Annotated in this window: 17 protein-coding genes and 1 other RNA gene; 8 read left to right on the top strand and 10 right to left on the bottom strand. The window is 65.3% G+C overall.

Translation table 11 applies throughout. The features are described 5' to 3' along the window. Window positions 1–17: 17 nt before the first annotated feature. Together GGR62_RS08050 and GGR62_RS08045 are read left to right on the top strand one after the other, a co-directional pair. The gene (locus GGR62_RS08050) at window positions 18–2678 is read left to right on the top strand and encodes a sensor histidine kinase KdpD (protein ID WP_184407384.1); all 2661 of its coding nucleotides are present in this window, start codon (window positions 18–20) and stop codon (window positions 2676–2678) included. Then, the gene (locus GGR62_RS08045) at window positions 2668–3384 is read left to right on the top strand and encodes a response regulator transcription factor (RefSeq protein ID WP_184407383.1); all 717 of its coding nucleotides are present in this window, start codon (window positions 2668–2670) and stop codon (window positions 3382–3384) included. Before GGR62_RS08050 ends, GGR62_RS08045 begins: the two co-directional genes overlap by 11 nt. Window positions 3385–3505: 121 nt before the next feature. Here GGR62_RS08045 and GGR62_RS08040 read toward each other — a convergent pair whose 3' ends face one another. The 7 genes from GGR62_RS08040 to GGR62_RS08010 all read right to left on the bottom strand — a co-directional run bounded on the left by GGR62_RS08040 (window position 3506) and on the right by GGR62_RS08010 (window position 9994). Beyond that, window positions 3506–4990: an XVIPCD domain-containing protein gene (locus GGR62_RS08040; protein WP_184407382.1), complete on the bottom strand. Its 1485-nt coding sequence runs from the start codon at window positions 4988–4990 to the stop codon at window positions 3506–3508. A 10-nt stretch (window positions 4991–5000) separates the two neighbouring features. Continuing rightward, the gene (locus GGR62_RS21160) at window positions 5001–5564 is read right to left on the bottom strand and encodes a lysozyme inhibitor LprI family protein (RefSeq protein ID WP_260305664.1); all 564 of its coding nucleotides are present in this window, start codon (window positions 5562–5564) and stop codon (window positions 5001–5003) included. Between the two features lie 137 nt (window positions 5565–5701). Next, window positions 5702–5944 (bottom strand): hypothetical protein, encoded by a 243-nt coding sequence (locus tag GGR62_RS08030; RefSeq protein ID WP_184407381.1) that lies wholly within the window; start codon window positions 5942–5944, stop codon window positions 5702–5704. 8 nt (window positions 5945–5952) lie between these two features. After that, complete coding sequence (locus tag GGR62_RS08025) at window positions 5953–7338, bottom strand: FAD-linked oxidase C-terminal domain-containing protein (RefSeq protein ID WP_184407380.1); 1386 nt, start codon at window positions 7336–7338, stop codon at window positions 5953–5955. Next, complete coding sequence (locus GGR62_RS08020; protein ID WP_184407379.1) at window positions 7335–7874, bottom strand: metal-dependent hydrolase; 540 nt, start codon at window positions 7872–7874, stop codon at window positions 7335–7337. The genes GGR62_RS08025 and GGR62_RS08020 overlap by 4 nt, the downstream gene beginning before the upstream one ends. Before the next feature lie 16 nt (window positions 7875–7890). Further along, window positions 7891–8259: a YraN family protein gene (locus GGR62_RS08015; RefSeq protein WP_184407378.1), complete on the bottom strand. Its 369-nt coding sequence runs from the start codon at window positions 8257–8259 to the stop codon at window positions 7891–7893. Window positions 8260–8263: 4 nt separating this feature from the next. After that, window positions 8264–9994 carry a penicillin-binding protein activator gene (locus GGR62_RS08010; RefSeq protein WP_260305663.1) on the bottom strand — a complete coding sequence of 577 codons (1731 nt, stop codon included), beginning with the start codon at window positions 9992–9994 and terminating at the stop codon, window positions 8264–8266. An 82-nt stretch (window positions 9995–10076) separates the two neighbouring features. On the opposite strand from GGR62_RS08010, the gene rsmI reads away from it, so the two are divergent. The 3 genes from rsmI (at window position 10077) to rnpB (ending at window position 11981) form a co-directional block, all read left to right on the top strand. Next, complete coding sequence (rsmI, locus tag GGR62_RS08005; protein ID WP_184407377.1) at window positions 10077–10904, top strand: 16S rRNA (cytidine(1402)-2'-O)-methyltransferase; 828 nt, start codon at window positions 10077–10079, stop codon at window positions 10902–10904. 490 nt (window positions 10905–11394) lie between these two features. Next, the gene (locus GGR62_RS08000; protein ID WP_184407437.1) at window positions 11395–11613 is read left to right on the top strand and encodes a hypothetical protein; all 219 of its coding nucleotides are present in this window, start codon (window positions 11395–11397) and stop codon (window positions 11611–11613) included. Between the two features lie 18 nt (window positions 11614–11631). Continuing rightward, window positions 11632–11981: RNase P RNA component class A (gene rnpB, locus GGR62_RS07995), an RNA gene on the top strand. A gap of 311 nt (window positions 11982–12292) precedes the next feature. Here the strand turns inward: rnpB and GGR62_RS07990 are convergent. From GGR62_RS07990 to GGR62_RS07980, 3 genes are read right to left on the bottom strand one after another with little or no spacing between them, the layout of a single operon-like run. Continuing rightward, on the bottom strand, window positions 12293–12610 hold the full coding sequence (locus tag GGR62_RS07990; RefSeq protein WP_184407376.1) for a CcdB family protein: 318 nt from the start codon (window positions 12608–12610) through the stop codon (window positions 12293–12295). Next, window positions 12607–12858: a type II toxin-antitoxin system CcdA family antitoxin gene (locus tag GGR62_RS07985; protein WP_184407375.1), complete on the bottom strand. Its 252-nt coding sequence runs from the start codon at window positions 12856–12858 to the stop codon at window positions 12607–12609. Before GGR62_RS07985 ends, GGR62_RS07990 begins: the two co-directional genes overlap by 4 nt. A 49-nt stretch (window positions 12859–12907) precedes the next feature. After that, window positions 12908–13675, bottom strand: a complete 768-nt coding sequence (locus tag GGR62_RS07980) for an NRDE family protein (RefSeq protein WP_184407436.1) — start codon at window positions 13673–13675, stop codon at window positions 12908–12910. Between the two features lie 316 nt (window positions 13676–13991). On the opposite strand from GGR62_RS07980, the gene mraZ reads away from it, so the two are divergent. The 3 genes from mraZ to ftsL are packed head-to-tail and all read left to right on the top strand — an operon-like array spanning window position 13992 to window position 15780. Further along, complete coding sequence (mraZ, locus tag GGR62_RS07975) at window positions 13992–14447, top strand: division/cell wall cluster transcriptional repressor MraZ (protein WP_184407374.1); 456 nt, start codon at window positions 13992–13994, stop codon at window positions 14445–14447. A 14-nt stretch (window positions 14448–14461) separates the two neighbouring features. After that, window positions 14462–15520, top strand: a complete 1059-nt coding sequence (gene rsmH, locus GGR62_RS07970) for a 16S rRNA (cytosine(1402)-N(4))-methyltransferase RsmH (RefSeq protein WP_184407435.1) — start codon at window positions 14462–14464, stop codon at window positions 15518–15520. After that, complete coding sequence (gene ftsL / locus GGR62_RS07965) at window positions 15517–15780, top strand: cell division protein FtsL (protein WP_005991913.1); 264 nt, start codon at window positions 15517–15519, stop codon at window positions 15778–15780. Before rsmH ends, ftsL begins: the two co-directional genes overlap by 4 nt. Window positions 15781–15830: the final 50 nt, after the last annotated feature.

Here is a 15830-nt window from a genome sequence, read left to right as displayed (position 1 = left end):
CTCCACTCCCGGCCTCCATGATCGACGCCCGCACCCAACAAGCCGACGCACTGATGGGCGAACTGCAGCGCGAACATGGCGGGCGCCTGACGGTGTTTCTGGGCGCCGCACCCGGCGTGGGCAAGACCTACGCCATGCTGTCGCGCGCGCGCGAGCGCCTGCGCCAGGGCATGGACGTAGTGGCCGGCATTGTGGAGACCCACGGGCGTAGCGAAACCGCCGCGTTGCTGGACGGCCTGCCGCTGCTGCCGCGCATGCGCGTGAGCTATCAGGGCCGGGAGCTGGAAGAACTGGATCTGGATGCATTGCTGGCACGCAAGCCGCAACTGGCCTTGATCGACGAACTGGCCCACCGCAACGTGCCGGGCAGCCGGCACGAGCGACGCTGGCAGGACATCGTCGAGCTGCTCGATGCCGGCATCGATGTCTACACCACGGTCAACATCCAGCATCTGGAAAGCCTCAACGACATCGTGCTGCGCATCACCGGCGTGCGCGTGTCCGAGACCGTGCCCGATGCGGTGTTCGATCGATTGCGCGACATCGTGCTGGTCGATCTGCCGCCGCGCGAGCTGATCGAGCGGCTGCAACAGGGCAAGGTGTATCTGCCCGAACAGGCAACGCAGGCCTTGCAGGCGTTTTTTTCGCCATCCAACCTCACTGCGCTGCGCGAGTTGGCGATGCAGACCGCCGCCGACCGCGTCGACAGCGACCTGCGCGACACCCAGGCCGCGCGCGGGTTGCCCGGCACCGCCGCCTTGCGTCGCCGCGTGGTGGTGGCCATCGATGGGCGTGGCAGCTCGGAGTATCTGGTGCGGGTGGCGCGGCGATTGTCGGAGCGCCGCGATGCGCCCTGGACCGTGGTGACCGTGCAGACCCGCACCGTGGCCGATGCAGGCTGGCAATTGGAGATCGACCGCGCCTTCGCGCTGACGCGGCGCTTGGGTGGCGACACCGCGTTGCTGCATGGTGCCAATGTCGCCGAGGCCTTGCTGGATTTCGCATCGCAAAACGGCATATCGACCCTGGTGCTGGGACGCACCCGCGAGCGCCCGTTGGCGCGCATGTTCAACCGCACCTTGACCCAGCAACTGCTGCAACGCGGCGCGCATTACGAACTGGTCATCGTCAGCTCCGCCGATGCGCGCGCCCGCGCGCGTCAGCGCTGGCGCAACCCACGCCATTGGCTGCAAGGCTACGACCTGGCGTTTGCGGCGATTGCCGCCGCCGGCGCGGTGGGCGTGGCGTGGCTGTTGCAGCGCTGGACCGATATCGACGATCTGTCGATGGTGTTCATCGTCGCGGTGGTGCTGGTGGCTTCGCGCACGCGCATGGCCGCCGCGGTGGTCGCGGCATTGCTGAGTTTTGTCGCCTACAACTTCTTCTTCATCGAACCGCGCTTCACCTTGCAGATCAGCGCCCGCCAGGGCGTGGTGACGGTGTGTCTGTTCCTGATCGCTGCACTGGTCGCCGGCCGCCTGGCTTCGCGCCTGCGTAGCCAGGTGCTGGCGCTGCGTGCGGCCAATGCGCATGCCAACGCGTTGCAGGCGCTGGGCCGCCAGCTCAGCACGGCCGCAGACCTCGGTCAGGTGTTGGAGGCCGGTCGCCGTGCATTGACCACCGCACTGGATGCCGAGGTCTGGCTGCGCCTGGAGCAACGCGAAAGCGATGCGCCGGCCAGCTTCGGCGCACTGGACCGCAGCGCGGCGGAGTGGACGCAGCGCCATGGGCAACCTGCCGGCCGCTTCACCGATACGCTGGCCGGTGCGCAATGGTGGTGCGTGCCGGTACGTCACGAGCGCGGCACGCTCGGCGTGGCGGCGTTGCGCTTCCGGCAGACCGTGCAGCGACCTGGGCTGGAGCAACGCCGGCTGGCCGAAGCGATGGTGGAAGACATCGGCCAGGCCGCGTTGCGCACGCGTCTGGTCGCCGACCTGGAAGGCGCGCGCGTCAGCGGCGAAACCGAGCGCCTGCGCTCGGCGTTGTTGTCGTCGGTCTCGCACGATCTGCGCTCGCCGCTGGCCTCGATGATCGGCTCGGCCAGCAGCCTGGCCAGCTACGGCGATGCGATGGATGCGCAAGATCGCCACAGCCTGCTCGACACCATCCAGCTCGAAGGCGAGCGGCTGGACCGCTACATCCAGAACCTGCTCGACATGACCCGGCTCGGCCATACCGGGCTCACCTTGAAGCGCGACTGGATCGGCGTGGACGAGCTGCTCGGCTCGGCCATGCGCCGCCTGCAACGCTACCAGCCCGAGGTGCGCCTGCAACTGGACCTGGAAGCCGACCTGCCGGCGATCTGGGTGCATCCGGCGCTGGTGGAACAGGCCATCTTCAACGTACTGGAGAATGCGGCGAAATTTTCGCCACCCGGCATGGCAGTCACCGTGCACGCGCAACTGTGCGCCGGCGCCTTGCAGGTCGATATCGGCGACCAGGGCCCAGGCATTCCCGAGGACGAGCGCGCGCGTATCTTCGACATGTTCTACAGCGTGGAGCGCGGCGACCGCGGCCGTCATGGCACCGGGCTGGGCCTGACCATCTGCCAGGGCATGATCGGCGCGCACGGCGGCAGTGTGGAGGCGCTGATCGGCGCACATGGTCACGGCACCACAATCCGCATTACGCTGCCGTTGCTCGTTCCTGCCGCGCCACCTCGCCCCGATGCCGACTGATCCCACCGCTATCCCGCCCGCCCGCGTGCTGATCGTCGACGACGAGCCGCAGATCCGCCGTTTTCTCGACATCAGCCTGCGTGCGCAGGGCTACCGCGTGCTACAGGCCGGCACCGCCGAAGAAGGCCTGGCCGTGCTGGCCGGGCAGGGCGCCGAGCTGGTGGTGCTGGATATCGGCCTGCCCGATCGCGATGGCCACGAGGTGCTGCGCGAGATCCGCCAGTGGTCCAGCGTGCCGGTGATCATGCTTACCGTGCGCGCCGGCGAAACCGAAAAGGTCGCCGCGCTCGATGCTGGCGCCAACGACTACGTCACCAAACCGTTCGGCGTGCAGGAGCTGATGGCGCGCATCCGTGCGCTGTTGCGCCAGGCCGGCGCCGGCAGCGCGGTGGAAGAGAGCGTGTTCGACGATGGCCGCCTGCATATCCATCTGGGTCTGCGCGAGGTCACCTTCAACGGCGAGGCGGTGCCCTTGAGCCGCAAGGAATATGCCTTGCTCGCGCTGCTGCTCAAGCACGCCGGCCGCGTGGTCACCCAGCCGCAATTGCTGCGCGAGGTGTGGGGCCCCACCCACGAGGAAGACACCCACTACCTGCGCATCCTAGTCGGCAAGCTACGCCAGAAACTGCACGACGATGCCGCCGACCCGCACTACATCGTCACCGAACCGGGCGTGGGGCTGCGTTTTATTGGTGTGGCGCGCTGAGCAAAGCGATCCATCGTCTTGGAAAAATTGAGTTCAGCAACACAGCAAGCGCGTGAATCGAATTTTGGAAGGTGGATTGACGAATGCAATAGTTTTGGGATTATGCGAGAGCGGTGAATATCTATCCGATGCTCGGCCCCGGGCGCTGCCGTTCCTGCATCTGCTCATGTTGCATGCTCTGCTGCTGGCTCAGTTGTTCCCTATGGATATCCAGGCCGCGCTGGATTGATATATCGACTGGCGTGTTGATCCCCGTCTCGGTGGCCACGTGGGCGCGCAGATGTGCAGGGTTGCTTGGCTCTCCTTCTACCGCAAAGAGATAGTGGCCTGCCTGCTTTGATGAGGTGGCTGTACTAAGCATTACGTGGTCCACATGCGTGAGGCCATTTGCCATTGCTTCAGTGGCCAGATACGCGGCTGCTCGATCGCTTCGCTCATCTGGCAGCCGTCCCATTGAGCGGTCTAACGCATGAACATGTTCCGCGCACTGCGCAAAGATCGCGGGCAGTTCTTGCGAGTCAAGGGTCAACGGTGCCGGCGGTCCGAAGGGGTGCGCCCCTTGATGATAAAGGGGGTCGCTGCGCTCAAGGATAGAGTCCCAGGTCCTGCCGTCCCAATTATGGATATCTCCGGATGGAGTGGTGACAGATAAGCTACCTTCGCGATCAACTCGCACCTGAGAAATTTCTTCTCTGGCCAGTTCATTTCTTCCTGCAATCGTCAGCGCGGGACCAGGCGTTCTTTCATCCATCCTGGCAAGGATCCGTGAGCCATTTGCCGGATCACGTAACATCGCGTCGAACAATTGCAAGCTAGGATCATTATTGAACCCTTGGGCCAAGGCCGGATTGTTGGATTCCCTGATCTTGGAACGCCATTCCTCGCTACCTTGCCCTTGCCCGAGTTCCAATGCGTTGACAAGGTTAACTCCCTGGAGCGTCGCATCGCGCCCGGACACGATCGCGGCCCGGGCTGCAGGATTCAGCCCGTTGATGCCTTGATTCCCGATCCATGCGCTCACTGTATCCGCAGTCATGCCGTTCGATTGCTGGAGGCTTTCGACAAGCAAGGCTCCACGGGCCTGGTTCTGGTTAAAGAGTTTGCTGGTCACGGCAACGATCGCGGCGGCTTGCTCGGGATGGTCCCGATTGAGGTCTTGCAGCCAGCTTATCTGCGAGAGGGGCTGACCAACCGCCTGCCATTTTCGATCTACCTGCTGATCGTTCAGGCCTTGAACAAATGTCCGCCCAGCGTCTGACCTGAGGAATTCGTTGAGGCGATCTTGCTCTGCGGCGGAAAGGTCATTACCCACTTGCCCTCGCGTTTGCAGGCGTTGCAGAAGATTCGTCTGCTCTTCCTGATTGAACTGCTGTTGAGGCGTGGCCCACTCCGCATAGCAACCAAGCATCTCCTCGGCTGCAGCACCTCGTCCAGGCTGACCGAAGTCCCACTGCATGATGCCTACGGACCAGCCGGAATTTCCTGTGCTGTGTTGCAAGGCGTACGCGGCACTCAGATTCACTTCGCTGGCGCGGCCAACAGCATTGTAGGCAAGTACCTCGAAGCTTTCACGACTCAATGCGTCGTAGCGATATCCTTGTGGCATCTTGGTTCCCCTATGGAATGGCTTTTATCAGCTGCTCCAGTTGTTCGATACGTAGTCGCGTTGCATTGACGCTGCACTGTGCAGTCAGGTTGTCTTGTTCATTGCGAGACATGCCCTGTACCAATGGCTCGGCTTGGCAATAGGCATCTCGATAGGTTCGCCAGGCTTTAGAAGCATCAGTAAAATTCTTTTCCAGATCATCCAGATAAGCCGGATCGTCGGTTGTATAGCTGCTGTAACGCACGCGCGCCTTGTCGAGGATTGCTTTTTCTATTCCTGTCAATTTGTCATTGATCGAACGAGTTTCACGTACCGACATGCAGATTGCGCCCAATCGCTTACAGTCAGTTTCAGGCAACGCAAAGAGGCAGGCTTCCCGGTCTTTGGGTGTCGCACTACGGGAGCAGTCCGAACCGCTTTTTGTTGACGAAGCGCTTGGCTGGCCTGAAGCGGCGGCGCCGGCATCCGGCGCCGAGCAGCCAGCCAATGACAGCAATGCCAATGTCGCTATCCATCGCATGGCGTTTCCCAGCGGCAAGGCGGCTTCGTCGGATCTTTTTCTGCGGGCGACCATCGGCATTCTCTAGGCGTAACCGTTTGACAGCCAAGCTAGCCAGAGAAGTTGCCTTGAATCAAGCGACGATGGCCTGACGCCAGCCGGTCAGAGCGATAGAGGCCTAAGCGTGACCAGGTCGCTCCTCGCTCCGGGCGTTATGTGTTGACCTGCTCGCCATGTTGAAGCCGCGCTCGGCCAAAGACTGGTAATGCACGCTGCAAATGATGGCCGGGCTGGCGGCAGTGCTGGCGCAGCACCCGGAACTGGCCGACGCAGGCAATACCTCGATCGTCGAACCGTGGGTGGTGGCGTGGATGGCCGCGTATCGCGCGCTGCTCGTGCAGCGTGAGCGCATTGCCGCCACGGCATTGGCGCGCGGTGACGACCTGCGTTGGCATGCGGTCGCTCAGGCGTCCGGCAACACCTTGCCCGGATTCAAGATCCCATCTGGATCCAGCGCCGCCTTGATCGCGCGCATCGCCGCCAGCGTCGGGGCGCTGAAGGCTTGGGCCATGAAGTCGCGCTTGGCCACGCCGATGCCGTGCTCGCCGGAGAGCGTGCCTTCCAGCGACAGCACCAGCGTAAACAGGCGCGGCAGCGCGGCATGGGCGCGGGTGTCTTCGTCTGTATCGGCCGGGTCGTACATGATGTTGACGTGCAGGTTGCCATTGCCGGCATGGCCGAACGCGACGATGGGTAATGCGAATTCGGCGGCAAGCGCTTCCACGCCGGCTACCAGTTCAGGGATGCGCGAGACCGGTACCACCACGTCCTCGTTGATCTTGCCCGGCTTGATGCTACGCAAGGCCGGCGACAGCGCGCGGCGCGCGGCCCACAACTTGTCGCGCGCGCTGCCATCGGCGGCCACGTCCAGGCTCAACACGCCCTCGCCATCGGCGGCGTCGTGCAAGGCCTGCAATGCGTAGGGCAGGGTGTCGTGATCGCCATCGGCTTCGATCAACAGCATCGCGCCGGCCTCGGGCACGTCGCTGCCGTTGCGACGCAATAACGCAATCGCGCTGGCGTCCATGAATTCCAGCATCGTCGGTGTGGTCGGTTGCGCCATGATGCGCGACACCGCCGCCGCAGCGCTGGCGGCATCGCGATACAGCGCGCGCAAGCCGGCTTGTGCAATCGCACGCGGGGTCAGCCTCAAGGTCGCTTCGACGATGATCGCCAAGGTGCCTTCGCTGCCGACCAGCAGGTGGGTGAGATCGTAGCCGGTGGAATTTTTGGTGTACGCGCCGCCGCAGCGGATCACATCGCCGGTGCCGGTCACCGCCACCAGGCCGAGCACGTTGTCGCGGGTGGCGCCGTATTTCACCGCGCGCGGGCCGCCGGCATTGGTGGACAAATTCCCCCCCACGCTGCAGATCTCCGCACTGGACGGATCCGGCGGCCAGAACAGCCCATGCGGCTGCAAGGCTTGCTGCAGATCGCCATTGAGCACGCCAGGCTGCACCACGGCGCAGCGGTCTTCCGGGCGCAATGCCAGGATGCGGTTCATGCGCGCCATCGACACCACCACACCGCCGGAAAACGGCACCGCCGCGCCAGTGGTGCCGGTGCCCGCGCCACGCGCCACGATCGGCACGCCATGCGCGCGACAGGCCTGCACGATCGCCACCACGTCATCGGTATCGCGCGGCAAGGCGACCGCCGCAGGCAATGCCCAGCGGCGCGAATCGTCTTCGCCGTAGCGACGACGCGCGTCGTCGCCGGTCAGCCAGCCATCTGCGCCAAGCCGTGCGGCCAGCAGTTGGGCCAGCGCGGTGGGAAGTGCATCGGTCATGCCGCGTGATCCTGTGGTGCCGCACGCTGGATGCATTTCCACCCCAGCACTGCGACGGTGAGTGGTAGCCAGACCCAGCGCAGCTCGGAGAGCAGCGTGGCCAGACCGCGCCCATTGAAGAAACCGTTGGCGAACGGCGACACCCGAATCGGCCGCCACGGCGCAAACCAGCGCGCCTCGCTCCACGGCCATGTCAGCGCAACGCCCAGGCCGCCGGAGGTCATCGCATCCAGTAACGGATGCGACGCGGTACAGACGAACAGGAATGCCGCTGCCTGCAGCGCATCCGCGCGCAACAGGCGAGACGCAGCGCTACCGAGCAGCGCCATCAGCGCTGCAAATAACAGCGAGTGGCTGGCGCCGCGATGGCCGAACGCGTCCGCGTACGGAATATGCAGCGCAAACGCCAGTACATCGGCATCCGGCAGCATCGCCGCAACGATGCCGGCGCCGAGCAAGCGCGGCGAGATGCGGCCGCGTTCACTGGCGCACCAGAGCGCCAGTGGCACCGCCGCGTGGGTGAGGATGGTGGGCATCGAACCTCGGCCGTTGTCAGCAATCGTCGGCGCGGAAGGCGTCGCGGATCCAGTGCAGCACCGGCGGCTCGCCGCTGGCTTCGACCACATCGAAGCGGCATGGCAAGCTCGCCAGTGCCGGATGCGAAGCCAGGAACAACTGCGCGGCCAGCACCAGCTTGCGCCGCTTGCGTCGGTCTACCGATGCCGCACCGCCGCCGAAGCGATCATCGCGGCGATACCGCACTTCCACGAACACCAGCGATTGCGCGTCGCGCATCACCAGGTCGAGTTCGCCGCCGCGGTAGTTGGCATTGCCGACCACCAGGCGCAGGCCGGCCTGTTCCAGCAGCGCGCGCGCGGATGCTTCGATTGCCGCACCGCGCTGCTGACGCACCGCCGGCATGGCGTCAGCGACCGTCGGCGATCGGCACCGGGCGGCCACCGTTGAAGGTAGACCAGGCCGGGGTCCGCAACACGTTGCCGAAGCCATCCAGGTGCAGGGTGCCGGTGGCGCCGCGCAGCCCGCCGTCGGCACCGGTGGCGAGTTTTTCCAGATACGCGCTGATCTTCCAGGCGTCGTAGCCGAACGCGAACAGGCGTGCGCCCGGACCGCGCGCGCTGGGCAGCATGCTGGCGACCTGGCTGGAGGCCGGCAGGCCGGACACGCCCAGGGCGGTCCAGGTTTCGCTCGGGTAGACGATGCCGTCCAGCACCAGGTCGTCGTCGACCTTGCCGGTGCCGGCCACCAACTGCGAGGTGCCCACGCGCGACTTGCCGGCGAACCCGCTCAATGCCAACTGCGGTGCCAGCGCCCGCGCGGTGTTGCCGCGTACCACCAGGAAGACCGCATCGGCGGTGCCGTAGTTGCGCAGCTGCGCGCCGATATCGCCCGGCACCTCGGCCACGCTGATGCTGCCGGCAACGGTGCCGCCACGTTCGGTGAAGCGGTCGCGGAACGCCTTGATGGTGCGCTTGCCGTTGTCGTCGCTGGTGCCGACGATCAGCACGTTGCGGCGCTCGCGCGAGAGCAGATATTCGGCGGCCATGATGCCGTCGTCCTCAGGCGCCAGCGAGAACCCGGCGCTGCCGCTGGGCGGTGCCTTGTTGTCGGTGGGGCGGTTGAGCGCCAGCACCGGCACCGCCAGCTGGCCGCGCGCGAACACGGCGCTGACTTCGTCGCGCCCCAGCGGGCCGACCACGTAGTCCACGCCGGCACTCACCGCCTTGTCGTAGGCCGCGTTGGCGCCGGCGGCGGTGCCGGCGGTGTCGAAGAAGCGCAGTTCCGGGCGGCGGCGGGTTTCGGCGTAATACCCGGCCAGCAGGCCATCGCGCACCGGCGCAGAGGCGGTCGCCAGATTGCCGCTGAGCGGCAGCAGCACGCCCAGCTTGATGGGCGGGCGATAGCCATCGCGTTCGGCCGGCGGGCGCTTACTGGTGTCAAAGCCCCATTGCGCGTCGCGATCGAACGCGCGCGGCAGCGCCAGCCCGCGGCTGATCAAGGCGCGGCCGGCGAAGTTGTACAGCGGATCGCCGGTCGGCAGCGCGGCGGTGCGGCCCTTCAGCGTGGCGTCGTCGAGCGCGGCCAGCAGGCGCACGATCGCGCGCTGGTTCTCGCTGCGCTGGGTGCCGGTCAGGCTGGCATCGGCGCGCGCGCGGTCGGCGGCGGCGGCGAACAGGTCGCCAGTGGCTTCCAGGGCGGCGGCGCGTGCCAGCAGCCAGCGGGTCTGCAGCGGCTGCGGCAGGCCGTGCGGGCTGTCGCCCAGGGCCTGCAGCGCTTGCGCGGCCTGCTTGTCGATCACCGCCAGTTCGCCGGTCAACAGCGCGAAGCGGGCGCGGTCTTCGCCCGTGAGATGGCGCGGGGTGACCTGCGCCACCAGGGCGCGCGCGCGTGCGTTGTCGCCGGCGTCGTGCCAGCCGAACGCGGCCGCTGCCAGCAAGCGGCTGCGCTGCGCACCACTGGCGCTGGCCGCCTCGGCTTCCAGTTGCTGCGCCGCCTCGCGCGGCTTGCCCTGGTCCAGCAACGCCAGCGCTGCGCTCTGCGTGGGCGAGGCGGTCTGGGTGACGCTGCTGGTGGCGCAACCGGCGGCCAGCATCACCATCAGCGAGAGGGCGGAGATCCTTGCAACACGCTTGTTCATTTCAGATCCATTGGACGGGGCCTGCCGGGGCGGGCCGTTAAAAACGCTACGATTCTACCCTTTGCCCTATGGAATGCCGTTGATGACGTCCCCCGGAACCCTGCATGTGGTCGCCACGCCGATCGGCAACCTGGCCGACCTGTCGCCGCGTGCGCAGGAGGTGCTGCGTGGCGTGGCGGCCATCTGCGCCGAAGATACCCGGCACACCCGTCAGCTGCTCGGTCATTTCGGCATCGACCGCCCGCTGCTGGCCCTGCACGACCATAACGAAGAAGCGATGTCCGAGCGCATCGTCGCGCGTCTGCGCGAGGGCGAATCGCTGGCCATCGTCAGCGACGCCGGTACCCCGCTGGTCAGCGACCCCGGCTTCAAACTGGTGCGCGCCGCCCGCGCGGCCGGGATCCGGGTCAGCCCGGTGCCCGGTGCCTGCGCCGCCATCGCCGCGCTCAGCGTGGCCGGCCTGCCCAGCGACCGCTTCGGCTTCGAGGGCTTTCTACCCGCCAAGAGCGCCGCACGCCGCGAGCGCCTGGCGCACCTGGCCGGCGAAACCCGCACCCTGGTGTTCTACGAGTCCTCGCACCGTATCGTCGAGTCGCTGGCCGACCTGCGCTTCGCCTTCGGCGACGACCGCCCGGCGGTGATCGCCCGCGAGCTGACCAAGCTGTTCGAAACCGTGCTCGACGGCACCTTGGCCGAGCTGCAGGCCAAGGTCGAAGCCGATGACAACCAGCGCAAGGGCGAGTTCGTGGTGATGGTGCAGGGCGCCGCCGACGCCGCCGAAGGGCAACTGGCCGAAGGCCGCCGCGTCTACGCCAAGCTCGCCGAACACCTGCCGCCCTCCACCGCCGCCAAGCTGGCGGCCGAGCTGACCGGCGCGCCGCGGAAGGCCTTGTATGGCGGCAATGGCTGATACAACGACTGCCGAGGAGAAGAAGAAGGCGCTGGAGTTGCGTCAGTTCAAGTGCGTCTTGACGAGCTGGCCGGATGCATTCCCGCCGCAGAGCGGCGTGATAGAACAGCCCAAGGAGCCCGCAGCAGACATCCGTTTTCGCATTGCCGATGGCTCAACTTATGCCGTCGAGATCACCCAGCTTCTGCGACCGGATGGAAAAGCGCGCGTTCGGGCGCGTGAAAAATTACTAGCGTCGCTGAAGCCGCGATTGGCGCAGCGTCTGCCTGGCGTACAGATCAGTCTTGGTTTTACGGATCAGCCGCTCCCCAAGCTTCCAGAGGCAATTGAACAGGTGGAGCATCTGTTGTCCGAGAAGTCGAGACTGATCGAAGGCAATCAGGTCATCAGGAAAGGGCTCCCCGCATTTTTGAGACATGTGCAACTTTGGCCAGCTACTCAAGCGGACGTGTTCGGAGGTGGCGTCTTTGAAGTGCCCGCACTCACTCAGTTGCAGGTGTCGACATGCATTCTGCAAAAGCACACGAAGATCGAGGGATATCGCGCGCATGCAGATGCCGTCGCGCTGCTGATTTATTGCCCGAGGGCGCCTTCGCACGCGCAGCTCGCGGTGCCAGCCGAGGCGGCGGGATGGTCGTTCGCACATCAGTTCGAACGTGTTGTGCTGTACGCCGAAGACAGCGACGGACGGGGCGTGGTCTGGCGATAGCGTATAGTGCGCCCCGGCGGAGTCGGCCAGACAGTCGCGTCACTCGCAAGAGTGCCGAGGAAAGTCCGGGCTCCATAGGGCAAGGTGCCAGGTAACGCCTGGGCGGCGCAAGCCGACGGAAAGTGCAACAGAAAGATACCGCCTACGTTCCTTTCGGGGAGCCGGTAAGGGTGAAATGGTGCGGTAAGAGCGCACCGCGAGTCCGGTAACGGACCGGCACGGCAAACCCCACCTGGAGCAAGACCAAATAGGGATCCATTGGCGTGGCCCGCGCTGGATCCGGGTAGGTTGCTTGAGCGCTGCGGTGACGTAGCGCCTAGACGAATGACTGTCCACGACAGAACCCGGCTTATCGGCCGGCTCCGCCGCCTTTTTTGGGCGTAGGCCCCAAAAAGGCGCCCACGCTTCGTACCGCCTGGTGGCGGTACAAAACGCGGGTCCCGCTCCGGGCATGCCAGAACCCCGCGGCTGTCGCCGCGCCCCCTTGACTCAAGGGGGCTTGCACTCGGGTGCTTTGCTGGGCTCTTTGCTTCGGCTGCGATCAATGCGATCTGGGTGCTGCGGTTATTTTTACGTGGCTTGGGCTTCGCCCTCGCGGTCTATTTCATCGTCTGGGGCTTGGGCTTCGCTCTCGCGGCCGATGATGCGTTGATGCTTCCCCTGCTGCCATGTTTGGCGCTTAGCCGAATGAGCGGGTGAACAGCTCGTCCAGGGCGTCGATGATGGTTTGGCCCTGGTCTTTCAGGGAGCCGGCAGGTTGGCTGAGCACTGCCAGCGGCACCGAGGTCATTTCCAGGGGTTGCAGGATGACACGTTGGCCGGCGACGGTGAGTTCCGGAGTGAAGCGGGATGGGGTCGGGGAGTGGGTGGACGTGATGACCAGCGGCACGACGACGCGGCGGGGTGAGGCGTCGAAGATCTTTGACTGGACCACCACCACGTAAGGGATATTTCTGTTCTGGCCGACGTTTGCGTAGACATCGAACTGGTCGGTCATAGCGTGGAGAACTCGTCGGCGAAGGAGCCGTGCGCCTCGGTGAAGGTCTTCCATTCGCTTGCAGCGCGCTGCAATTCCATCGCTCTGGCGCTGTGGCTGTCGCGCTCTTTGTTGACGTAGTCGGCCAGCAATTCTTCGACCTTTGCCGACAGGTTGCCGGTCATCGCCCGTGCCTGCGCGGCCAGGTCCGAGTTGATGGTCAGGTTCAGCGGCTTTTTTTGCGCGGAACTGTCGTAGTAACGGCTCATGATGGGCCTCCGTCATTTATGCGCACGCTATGCGCATGATTGCGCGGTGTCAACGCGTACCGACGATGTCCAGCCGTGTCTCGCCCTGGAAGATTCCATCGGGGCCGAAGCGCCGTTCGTGGATGAAGCCACTGCCCTGATGGTCCACCGCGACGATGGTGCTGGCGCGGGTGCCATAGCCGGCGCCGGTGATGAAGGCGGCCGAGAGCAGGCGCTCGGTGGCCAGGTCGACGCCGGTGTGCGGCAGGGCGTCGTCCGCAGCGATTGCGGGGTTGCACAGGGCGATCCACAGCGGTTGCAGGTCGTCGCTGCCGTTGGCGCACCAGTCGCGCAGGACGCCTGTCAGTGTGCTGGTCTTGGGCCAGTGCACGTCCAGCGGTCCGTTGGACATGCCATGGATGCCCGGCGCCAGGCTACGTGCCAGCGGCGGGTGGTTGCTGAGGTGTTGGCAACGCTCGGCGTCGCACAGCAACAGGTTGAACGGCGGAAATGCGTGCGCGGCCGTTGCCAGGTCGCTGGCGTAAACGGCCGCGTCCAGGCTGCCGGCCAGGTAGTCCGCGATGAGATGACCGCGCGAGCGCCCGGACGCGGTGGCGAGCGGGTCACGCACATTGGTCACCACCGCGACCCGCCCGTCGCTGCCAAGGCCTACCCAACTGCCGCCCGAGCGCAGGTCGCGGCCTGCCAGCACGCCATCGGCCGGTGGCTCCCAGCGCGCCAGGGGCGCAGTCGGGCGTTCGTGGAATTCATCACGGTTGCCCGCCAGCAGCAAGCGCCAACGGGGGTGGGTTTTCCAGGCAAGAGCGACCAGGCACATGCCGGCCATTGTCGCCGGTTTGCGCAGTCGCCCATCCGTCACTGGCGCAATGTGAAGTGAGATGGCGGTCGAGTTTACATGGCCTTCACGCCCCTGAATTTTCGTTCAATCTCAAAATCTGAGACGAAACAGCAACTTGTGGATAACCTTTGAACAAGTCTCTAAAGAGTGCTGCAACTCATTGATGCAACTGGCGATTTGCGACCTTGAAAACTGTTGACAACCTTTGACGCACTGCTAAGGTGGGCATCGGAGGGAAAACCAGGTGTTTTGTGGTTTTTCGTGGTTCAATGATCCCCCTAGCGGGTATTCGAGGTTGCATTCGGTGTTTCAGGGCGAGACTGCCATCACGGTGGACGACAAGGGGCGGATGGCGGTGCCAACCGCATACCGCGACCTCGTCACGCGTGTGAGCGGCAATCGCCTGGTGCTCACCTACAACCCGTTCGAAGCAGGATGCCTGTGGCTGTATGCGGAAAAGGAGTGGGAGCGGGTGCGTGACGATTTGATGTCCAAGCCCAATACCCAGCGCGTGATCCGCACGCTGCAGCAGAAACTGGTGGGTTCTTCGGCCGTGCTGGAACTGGACGCCAATGGCCGTCTGAGCATTCCGGCCAGCCACCGCAATGCGGTCGGCATCGAGAAAAAGGCCGTGCTGCTGGGCATGGGCGACAAATTCGAACTCTGGAGCGAGCAGGCACATCGCGCACTGATCCAGCAGACATTGTCTGACGGGGATCTGGGCGATGAATTGCTCGATCTCAGGTTGTGAGCCGGGGTGCCCGGATGCGCGGTGAAGCGCAGCCCGGTCACCCGGTGTCGCAGCCGCCGGCGGCCCACGTGCCGGTGCTGTACACGCAGGTTCTGGATGGCCTGCAGGTGACCAAAAACGGAACGTATCTCGATGGCACGTTCGGACGTGGCGGTCACGCCCGTGGCGTGCTGCAACACCTTGGCCCGGGAGGTCGACTGCTGGTGATGGACAAGGACCCTGAAGCGATCGCGGTGGCCGAACAGACGTTCGGTGGCGATGCGCGCGTGTCCATCCATCGCGGCAGCTTCGCCGGCCTCGGCCAGGTGGTCGCCGCGGCGACCGTCGACGGCATCCTGCTGGATCTGGGCGTGTCCTCGCCGCAGCTGGACGTGGCCGGGCGCGGTTTCAGTTTCGGCAAGGACGGCCCGCTGGACATGCGCATGGACCCGGAGGCCGGGCAGAGCGCGGCCGAGTGGCTGGCCCACGCCAGCGACCGCGAGATCGCCGACGTGCTGTGGACCTATGGCGAAGAACGCCAGAGCCGCCGCATCGCCCGCGCGATCGTGGCGCGCCGCGCCGAACAGCCGCTGCTGCGCACCGCGCAGCTGGCCGAGCTGATTGCCTCGGTGATGCCGCGTGGCGACAGCAAGACCCATCCGGCCACGCGCAGCTTTCAGGCGATCCGCATCTACATCAATCGCGAGCTGGACGATCTGGAAGCCGGCCTGGACGCTGCCCTGGGCGCGCTCAAGCCGGGCGGCCGCCTGGCGGTGATCAGTTTCCATTCGCTGGAAGACCGCATCGTCAAGCAATTCATGGCCCGCTATGCGAAAGCCCCGCCGAGCAATCGCCGCCTGCCCGAAGCGCAGCCGTTCGTGCCGACGCTGCAGCTGATCAGAGGCGCCATCAAGGCCGACGACGCCGAGTTGAACATCAACCCGCGCGCCCGCAGCGCGGTATTGCGGGTGGCTGAGAAGCTGGGAATGGAGAATCGGGAATCGGGAATGGGTAAAGGCCACGGCGCCATTGCTTCCCGATTCCCGATTCCCGATTCCCGATTCCCGGCGTCTCCGAACGGAGACGCCGCATGAGCCGCCTGCTGCTCATCGTGCTGCTGGCCTGCAGCATCGCCTCGGCGATCGGGGTGGTGTACATGCGCCATATGCATCGCAAGTTGTTCGTGCAGTTGTCCAAGCTCGAACACACGCGTGATGAATTGAATATCGAATTCGGGCGGCTGCAGCTGGAGCAGGCCACCTGGGCGGAAAGCAATCGCGTGGATCAGGTCGCGCGTGCGCGCATCGGGATGAAGTTCCCGGAGACCAACGACATTGTGGTGGTGCGCCCATGACAAGACGGCACGACAGCCGTTTTGCACGGCGCAGCCGCCCGCAGGGTGGC

The organism is Xanthomonas sp. 3075 (assembly GCF_014197275.1).
Classification (GTDB): Bacteria; Pseudomonadota; Gammaproteobacteria; order Xanthomonadales; family Xanthomonadaceae; genus Xanthomonas; species Xanthomonas campestris_B.
The sequence above is the reverse complement of the archived record's forward strand: the minus strand, read 5'-3'. Positions and strand labels throughout refer to the sequence as shown.